Source organism: Pseudoflavonifractor sp. 60 (genome assembly GCF_009911645.1).
GTDB lineage: Bacteria > Bacillota > Clostridia > Oscillospirales > Oscillospiraceae > Lawsonibacter.
The window spans coordinates 24,877-33,398 of sequence record NZ_QWKI01000109.1; the positions used below are offsets into that span (position 1 = coordinate 24,877).

Consider the following 8,522-nt stretch of genomic DNA (forward strand, 5'->3'; position numbering starts at 1 on the left):
AAGGAGGCGCCCGGAGATGGAACTGCTCTCCCCTGCCGGCTCCATGGAGGCGGTGACTGCCGCTGTGCAGAATGGAGCGGACGCCGTCTATTTTGGATATGGAGACTTCAACGCCCGCCGCGGCGCCAGGAATCTTTCCCCGGAGGAGGCCGCGGCGGCGGTTTCTTACTGCCATCTCCGGGGGTGCAGAGTCAACCTGACGCTGAATACCCTGCTCACCGACCGGGAACTGCCCGCCGCCGCAGAGCTGGCCGCCCACGCCAGCGACATCGGTGTGGACGCGGTGATCGTCCAGGACCTGGGGGCGGTGCGGATGCTGCGCCAGTCGGTGCCGGAGCTGCCCATCCACGGCTCGACCCAGATGACGGTCCACTCCCTGGACGGAGTGAAGCTGTGCGCCGACCTGGGGATGACCCGAGTGGTGCTGGGCCGGGAGCTGAGCCGGGACCAGATCGCCTATATCTGTCAAAATTCTCCCATTGAAATTGAGGTCTTCGGCCACGGAGCCCTGTGTATGTGCTGGTCTGGGCAGTGCTTTTTCTCCTCGGTCATCGGGGGGCGCAGCGGCAACCGGGGGATGTGCGCCCAGCCCTGCCGGCTGAACTACGGCTGGAACGGCAAGGCCAACGAGTACCCCCTGTCCCTCAAGGACCTGTCCCTGGCGGGGCACCTGGGGGAGCTGCGGGACATGGGTGTGGCCTGCCTGAAGCTGGAGGGGCGGATGAAGCGGCCCGAGTATGTGGCCATTGTGACAGGGATTTACGCCCGGGCCCTGAAGGAGGACCGGGAGCCCACCGCGGAGGAGCTGGATATTCTGGAGAAGACCTTCTCCCGCCAGGGCTTTACCGAGGGATATTTTATGGGAAAGCGGGGCCCCGATATGTTTGGGACCCGCCAGGAGGAGAAGGAGCCCAAGGAGCTCTACGCCCAGGCCCGGGCCACCTACGAGAGCGGGGAGAACCGGAAGGAGCCGGTGCGGATGTACGCCCTGATTGAGGCGGGCCAGCCTGCCCAGGCGGCGGCGGAGGACCGTCAAGGCCATGTGGTCCGGGCCGAGGGTCCTGTGCCGGAGCCCGCCCGAAACGTGCCGCTGACCCAGGAGAAGGTGGAGGGCCAGCTCCAGCGCACCGGAGGGACCCCCTTCGTCTGTGAAAAGGCGGTGGTCCGGGTGGAGGAGGGACTTTCCCTGCCTCTGTCCGCCCTAAACGATATGCGCCGCCGCTGTCTGGAGGAGCTCTCCCGGCAGCGCCAGCAGGCCCCCAAGCGCCGCCGGGAGCCCTTCCAGCCCGGAGTGCGCTACGACAATCCAAAACAGCCCCCGGTGTTCACTCTGTCGGTGCGGACAGCGGGCCAGCTGAGCACAGAGCTGCTGACATTAAAGCCCGCCCTGGTCTATCTGCCCGCCGGAGAGGGGGCCGCCCATCCCGAGGCGGTGGACCGCTGCCGGAAAGCGGGGGTCCCGGTGGCCGCGATCCTGCCCCGCATCTGCACCGACGCCCAGCTGCCCCGGCTGGAGGGGGAGCTCATCGCCCTGCGGGAGGCGGGGGTGGACCAGGCCCTGGCCGGCGCTTGGGGGGCGGTGCGCCGGGCCCAGCGGCTGGGCTTCCAGGTCCGGGGGGACTACGGCCTGGGGGTCTATAACAGCCAGACCATGAAGGAGCTGAAGCGGCTGGGGCTCATCTCGGCCACCGTCTCCTTTGAGATGAAATTCCCCCAGATCCGGGATATCTCCAAAACCATCCCCATGGAGTTCATCGCCTACGGCCGCCTGCCCCTGATGATTACCGAAAACTGCATCATCCACAACCACTCCGGCCAGCATACCTGCGGCAATGTGAACCTGCTCACCGACCGGAAGGGGGAGCGGTTCCCGGTGGTCCAGGCCTGGGGCTGCCGGAACGAGATCTTGAACTCCAAAAAGCTGTTCCTGGCGGACAAGGCCCGGGACTGGCAGAAGCTGGGGCTGTGGGCGGGGCGGCTGGTCTTCACCACCGAGAACGCCCTGGAGTGCGTCCAGGTGCTGGAGCGGTATCTGGGCCGGGGAAAATACCAGCCCAACGACTTCACCCGGGGGCTGTACTACCGGGATGTGGAGTGAAAGGACGGTCCCTTATGCCAACAGATGAAATTGAGAATATGCTGATCCAATCGGTCCACTCGGACAAGGCCGCAGACCGGTTCTTTTTGGAGCATACAAGCAGCGAGGAGCTTTTCGGCGCACTGCTGAACATCGTGGAGACAAGCGAGTCGGGGGACGCCAGAATGGAAGGGGCCTATTGGATATCCAAGTTTGATGAGGCTTTGCTGGCCCAGGCGGAAGAGCGACTGCTGGTTCTTATGGACTGCGGGTGGGACTCTGTGGCGGTGCATATTATGATCGCCCTGTCCAGGATCAAGTCCAGGGCCGCGCTGACAAAGATCATCGACCAGCGGATCAGGCCCCATCTGTATTGGGAGTCAGTTGCGCTGTGCAACTACCTGTTATAAGGAGGGACGGCCCATGCTGGACCCGAGGGGATTTTCCGGGCTCACCCAGGGGGACTGCGTCAGGATCCAGGAGGAGCTGGCCGGTCAGGTGGTCCAGAGCGGTCCCCTGACCCTGGAGAGCCTCCGGAGGGTTGCCGGGGTGGACCTGGCCTACTGGCGGGAGGGGGACAGAGAGCGGGCGGTGTGCTGCATCGTGGTCATCCAGCTCCCGGAGCGGACCGTGGTGGAAAAGTGCTGGGCCGCAGGGGATGTGACCTTTCCCTACATCCCCGGCTGTCTGGCCTTTCGGGAGCTGCCCCTGGTGGTGGAGGCTGCCGCCCTGCTGGAGCACCGGCCCGACCTGTTTGTCTTTGACGGCAACGGCATCCTCCACCCCCGGTCCATGGGGCTGGCGTCCCACGCCTCCTTTTACCTCAACACCCCCACGGTGGGGATGGCAAAGAGTTATTTTAAGGTGGAGGGGGCCCGATTTGACCCGCCCGGCCCGGAGGCGGGGATGAGCTCCGACATTGTCAGGGAGGGCCGAGTGCTGGGCCGGGCTCTGCGCACCCGCCGGGAGGTCCGGCCCATCTTTGTCTCAGTGGGCAACTGGATCGACCTGGACACCGCCTGCAAGCTGGCCCTGGCGCTGACCGACCAGGAGAGCCACATCCCCATCCCGACCCGGTACGCCGACCTGGAGACCCATATCCAGCGGGAGACCCTCCGGGGGGTGGGCTAAGAGGAGTGAAATACCATGCGCCTGGAATTTGGTCAATTTATTATTAACGCCGACCCGGAGGGCACCCGGGCCTACTATGAGACAGACCCGGGCATCACCTGCACCTGCTCCGGCTGCCGGAACTACGCCCGGGCGGCGGCGGTCTTTCCGGCGGAGCTTTTGGCGTTTTTCCACGCCTTGGGCATCGACCCCCAAAAACCGGCGGAGGTCTATGTGAACTGCACCCAGGCAGATGGGCGGCTGTGGTACGGCGGCTTCTACCATCTGCGGGGGCGGCTGCTCCAGGGGGAGGGCGGCTGGTATACCGTGGCGGAGGACGGCACAAGCAAGACCCGCGCCTGGGACCGGGAGAGCTGTTACCTGGCGGCGGAGAATTTCCGCGTGGCCTTCACCGAGGACGCCGCCCTGGTGGCCCCGGACTTCCCCCGGCCCGTCTTGCAGCTGGAGATTGACGCATCCCTCCCCTGGCTGCTGGAGGAGGAGAACGACAACCCCAAAATGGAGTGAACTGTTATGCTCAGCCGCCAAAAATTGTTCTGGCTCAGCCCGCCCTACGACCTGCCCGGCTCGGACCGGCGCTTTCTCCGGGCCGTCCGGGACAACTGCGCCTACCACATCAGCCACTGCCCGGAGTACCGGGCCATCTGCAAGGCGGAGGGCTTTTCCCCTGATGATATCAAAACCGTGGAGGACCTGGCGAAGCTCCCCCTTCTGCCCACTCTGTTTTTCAAGCGCCACGCCGTCTTCTCCATGCCCCAGTGGCGGATGGGAATGAAGGTGACCTCCTCGGGGACCAGCGGCAGCTTTAGCCGGGTCGGCTTCGACTGGGGCTGCATCTTCGCCGAGATCCCCATGGTGCTGCGGCTGGGCTTTTACCACAGTTTGGTCTCCCCCCGGCCCGCCCACTATGTTGTGCTGGGCTACAAGCCGGGGAAGCAGGACCGGATGGGGGTTGCCCGGACCATGTTCGGCCTGACCCACTTCGCCCCGCCCCTCAGCCGAAGCTATGCCCTGCGGTGGCGGAATGGGAGCTACGTCCCCGACCTGGACGGCTCGGTGAAGCGGCTCCGGGCTCTGGAGCGGTCTCCCTTCCCCACACGGATTGTGGCCTTCCCCTCCTACCTGTGGTTCGGCCTGAAGCGGATGGAGGAGCTGGGCCTGTCGGTGCGGCTGCCCAGGGGGTCGAAGATCCTCCTGGCCGGGGGCTGGAAGCAGCACTACGCCCAGGAGGTGGACAAGGGGACCCTCTACGCCCTGGCAGAGCGGGTGCTGGGGATTTCGGAGGACTGCGTCCACGAGTTCTTCGGGGCGGTGGAGCACCCGGTGTTCTTTAACAGCTGCAAAAATCACCGCTTCCACGTCCCCGTCTACTCCCGGGTCCTCATCCGGGACGTGTATACCCTGAAGCCCCTGCCCATGGGGGAGGTGGGGCTGGTGAATCTGATTACGCCATTGATCAACGCCACGCCGGTGACCAGCGCCATGACCGACGACCTGGGGATGCTGACCCCCGGGGAGTCCTGCGGCTGTGGCCTGAAATCCCCTGTCCTCACCATCCTGGGCCGGGCGGGGCTGGCCGATATTACCACCTGTGCCGCCGGGGCGGCGGAGCTGCTGGGAAAGGGGGAGGGATTTTGATTTTTGCCGCTGGAACGATCCTCCCCGACGGGGAGCTGAGCCAGACCATAACCCGGCTGGCGGCGGAGGAGGTCCCCCGGACGCTGAGCGGTCCGCCTCTGGAGCGGGAGGTGGTGCTGGACGCTCTGGACGCCCTGGGCCAGGAGCTGGACAGCGGGGCGCTGGACGGCCTTATTGTCCAATACGCCCCACCGGGGGCCCGGGAGGCGCTGGAACGGGTCCGGCCTCAGCTCAGCCGGGAGGCGCTGGAGGAGCGGCTGGCCCTGGAGCTGGGGGGTCTGGCCGGTCCCCGGCGCTTTGGCAGAACGCAGGTCCTTCCCCTGGGGGTCCTGCTCCACGTGGCCCCGGGAAACATGGCCGGGCTGCCCGCTTTCACCGCCGTGGAGGGGCTGCTCACCGGCAACCTGAACCTGGTAAAACTGCCCCGGGGGGACAAGGGGCTGACCATCGCGGTGTTCCAGAAGCTGACCCAGCTGGAGCCCCGTCTTGCCCCCTGGCTGTACGCCTTTGACCTGCCCTCCCGGGACACCGCCGCCCTCCGCCGCCTGGCCGCCCTGGCCAACGGCGTGGTCACCTGGGGCGGGGACGAGGCGGTGCTCGCCATGCGGCGGCTGGCCCCGCCCGGTGCAAAGCTCATTGAGTGGGGCCACCGGCTCAGCTTCGCCTATCTGTCGGAGTGGCAGGGGCTGGACCTGTCCGGGCTGGCGGAGCACATCGTTCAGACGGGGGGCCTGCTGTGCTCCTCCTGTCAGGTGATTTACCTGGACACCACCTACCTGTCGGTGGCGGAACAGTTCTGCAAGGAATTTCTCCCGGTGCTGGAGGGAGCCGCCCGGTCCTGGTACACGACCTCCGGTCAGGCGGCCCAGGGGGCGCTGTACGCCAGAGAGGCGGTGCTGGAGCAGATCGTGGACCGCCCGGAGTCCGGCGACCTGGTCTTTCCTGGGAAAAGCTGCTCTGTGACCCTGCGGCGGGACGGGACGCTGGAGCTGTCCCACCTCCACGGCAACGTGCTGGTGAAGCGGCTGCCCCGGGAAAAGCTGCTGGAGGCGCTGCCGCTGTACCGGGGGCGGCTCCAGACGGCGGGCCTGCTGTGCCCCTCCTCCAAGCGGGAGGAGCTGGCCGCCCTGCTGGCCCGGGCGGGGGTCAACCGGATCACTCTTCCCGCACATATGTCCCGCACCTTCCCCGGAGAGGCCCACGACGGGGAGTACCCTCTGCGCCGGTATGTGCGGGCAGTGGACATAGAGATTCAATAAAATTTTCAGGAGTTTACAATATGGACTTGAAAATCAAGGCAGTTTCCCCTAAAATCGGAAAGGACATCCCTCTGCCCTTTTATGCGACCCCCGGCTCGGCGGCCATGGACCTTCACGCCTGTCTGGACGAGGGGGTCACCATCCCCGCCGGCGGCCGGAGGACCATCCCCACCGGCATTGCCATCGCCCTGCCCGGCCCGGACTATGTGGCCCTGGTCTACGCCCGCAGCGGCCTGGGCATTAAGCACGGCATCGCCCCCGCCAACTGCGTGGGGGTCATTGACAGCGATTACAGGGGAGAAATCATGGTGGGGCTTCAAAACTCCGGGGAATCGGATTTTACCATCCAGCCCGGGGACCGTATCGCTCAGCTGATGATTACACCGGTCATCCAGGCCAACATTCAGATGGTGGAGGAGCTGGATGATACCCTCCGGGGGGCGGGGGGCTTCGGCTCCACCGGGAGCTGAACAATCGAGATGCAGAGGCCGCTCTGCAAGAGGACACAGGAGGAGACCGTTATGTTCGGATTTATTAAGAAAAAGGGCGAACAGCCGGAGGAGCTGGGGAGAAAATTGGAGACCCCTGAGAGCGTCCAGTACAAGACCTTTGCCGCCCGATTCCAGCCCGAGGAGCTGACCATTCTGGCGGTCACCGGAGCCAACGGCTTCAGCGGCGGCAAGACCAGAGGGGATAAGCTGTGGACCGCCTCCATTGGCCTGACCGCCTGGATGGAGGAGGACAGCCTGGAGCCGCATCAGGGGAGCTTCGTCCTGTCCACCCTGGGGGCCGAGCGGCTGCTGGAGACCCTGCGGCGGCGGGCCCGGGCGGATATGATCATCAAATTCCGAGGCAGAGTTTCGGAGGATGGGCAGCGCCTGCTGCTGCTGGACCTGCCAGAGCCCGGCTTTGAGCCCCGGCTCAAGACCATTCTGGAGGAACAAAAAAAGACAGTCACCTTTCAGGAGGAGGGTCTGGGGACCTTTACTCTCAACCGGCAGGTGGACTGGTTCGAGACCGAGGTGGACTGGCTTGGAACAACGATCTCCCTGGTGTTTGACCAGGAGGAGGACCGGGCGGACTGTATCCGGCAGGCCAAGACCCTCCTGGCCGCCGCCCCCGACTGGGACAGGCGCATTCGGGCGTACGCCGCCGGTGAGCTGCTCTCCTCCGCCAACGACTGGGCGGAAGACGAGGAGATCACCCAGGAGCAGTTTATGGAGCGGATGGAGCTGGAGTCCATCGAAATTCGGGGGGACGGCGGCTTCCACTTCTGGTTCAGCGATGGCGACATGTTCTACGGCCACTCCATCCACGTCTCCGGCGATTTGGAGAACGGCCCCGACGAAGCCGAAATGGAGGGCTGAGGGGTGAGAGACAAGTGGATGGCCCCCGAGTGGCTGGCCTGCCCGGAGATTCCCCAGTACTCCATCGGCTGGCGGATGGGCTACGGGGAGGACTACGGCTGCCAGTTCGGCGACTGGTGGCAGAAGCTGTCCTGGCAGGAGCAGGAGGAGTATAACCGGCTGTTCCCCCGTCCCGTCTTCTGGGACGACGTCTCCATGATGGAGGATGAGGAGGACCTGGACCCCTCCCTGCTGTATGACGGAGAGGACTACTTCCTCCGTCACTGGCGGCCCAACGGCGTCCCCGCCTACAGCCGGGAGAGGCTGGCGGAGGAGATTGCCGCCGGGAAGCAGGTGAAATTCGTCCACTTCTGGGGCCATACGCCGGAGAAGGACGGCCACATCACCGAGACCTGCCTGAGCCAGTGGTGGATGGCCCAGTTCCGGGTTGAAGCCAAGCCCTACTGCTGTATGGAGCAGTACATGATGGCGGAGAAGGCCCGGCTGTTCGGGGACAAGGAGACGTTGGAGAAAATCCTGGAGTCCACCGTCCAGGGCAAGATCAAGGCGCTGGGCCGGGAGGTCCGGAACTTTGACCAGGCGGTGTGGGACAAGTGTAAGTACACCATTATCCTCACCGGAAATTTCCAAAAATTTCTGCAAAATCCGGAGTTGAAGGACTTTCTTCTGCGTACCGGGGATAAAATTCTGGTGGAGGCCAGTCCCCGGGACCGAATCTGGGGCATCGGCATGGGGAAAAATAACGAGAACGCGGATAACCCCGCCAGCTGGAGAGGCCAGAACCTGTTGGGCTTCGCACTGATGGAGGTGCGGGACGAGCTGCGCCGGGTGTGCGCCAACGAGGACAAAATCGACTGGGAGAAAAGTAAGGTGTGAGCGGCGTCAGCCGCCCAGCCCCCTTGGCAAAGGGGCCAGGCCGCCTGCGGGCGGGACGAGGGATGGGCCCTGCGGAGCAGGGCAACACAAGCGGCGCAGCCGCTTGCCCCCTTTGGCAAAGGGGGTGCCTGAGCGAAGCGAGGGCGGGGGATTGTCTTAGGAAATCTGCTTCTA

The 8,522-nt window shown here is 65.0% G+C and carries 9 protein-coding genes; all 9 read left to right on the top strand.

Features of this window, described 5'->3' with window-relative positions:
* Positions 1 to 16: 16 nt before the first annotated feature.
* Genes D1646_RS12200 through D1646_RS12240 form a run of 9 tightly spaced genes read left to right on the top strand, consistent with a single transcriptional unit; the run spans position 17 to position 8,348 of the window.
* Entirely contained in the window at positions 17 to 2,098 is a 2,082-nt protein-coding gene (locus tag D1646_RS12200) for a U32 family peptidase (protein WP_160636725.1), read from the top strand.
* A 14-nt stretch (positions 2,099 to 2,112) separates the two neighbouring features.
* Positions 2,113 to 2,487 carry a hypothetical protein gene (locus D1646_RS12205; RefSeq protein WP_160636726.1) on the top strand — a complete coding sequence of 125 codons (375 nt, stop codon included), beginning with the start codon at positions 2,113 to 2,115 and terminating at the stop codon, positions 2,485 to 2,487.
* 13 nt (positions 2,488 to 2,500) lie between these two features.
* Positions 2,501 to 3,208: an endonuclease V gene (locus D1646_RS12210; protein WP_160636727.1), complete on the top strand. Its 708-nt coding sequence runs from the start codon at positions 2,501 to 2,503 to the stop codon at positions 3,206 to 3,208.
* Between the two features lie 15 nt (positions 3,209 to 3,223).
* Entirely contained in the window at positions 3,224 to 3,715 is a 492-nt protein-coding gene (locus D1646_RS12215; protein ID WP_160636728.1) for a hypothetical protein, read from the top strand.
* Between the two features lie 6 nt (positions 3,716 to 3,721).
* Positions 3,722 to 4,846, top strand: coding sequence for an acyl-protein synthetase (locus D1646_RS12220; RefSeq protein WP_160636729.1), 1,125 nt, complete (start codon positions 3,722 to 3,724; stop codon positions 4,844 to 4,846).
* Positions 4,843 to 6,105, top strand: a complete 1,263-nt coding sequence (locus D1646_RS12225) for an acyl-CoA reductase (protein ID WP_160636730.1) — start codon at positions 4,843 to 4,845, stop codon at positions 6,103 to 6,105. The genes D1646_RS12220 and D1646_RS12225 overlap by 4 nt, the downstream gene beginning before the upstream one ends.
* A 20-nt stretch (positions 6,106 to 6,125) precedes the next feature.
* Entirely contained in the window at positions 6,126 to 6,575 is a 450-nt protein-coding gene (gene dut / locus D1646_RS12230; RefSeq protein ID WP_160636731.1) for a dUTP diphosphatase, read from the top strand.
* Between the two features lie 51 nt (positions 6,576 to 6,626).
* Complete coding sequence (locus tag D1646_RS12235; protein ID WP_160636732.1) at positions 6,627 to 7,472, top strand: DUF2262 domain-containing protein; 846 nt, start codon at positions 6,627 to 6,629, stop codon at positions 7,470 to 7,472.
* Between the two features lie 18 nt (positions 7,473 to 7,490).
* Positions 7,491 to 8,348: an NADAR family protein gene (locus D1646_RS12240; protein WP_160636734.1), complete on the top strand. Its 858-nt coding sequence runs from the start codon at positions 7,491 to 7,493 to the stop codon at positions 8,346 to 8,348.
* Positions 8,349 to 8,522 lie beyond the last annotated feature (174 nt).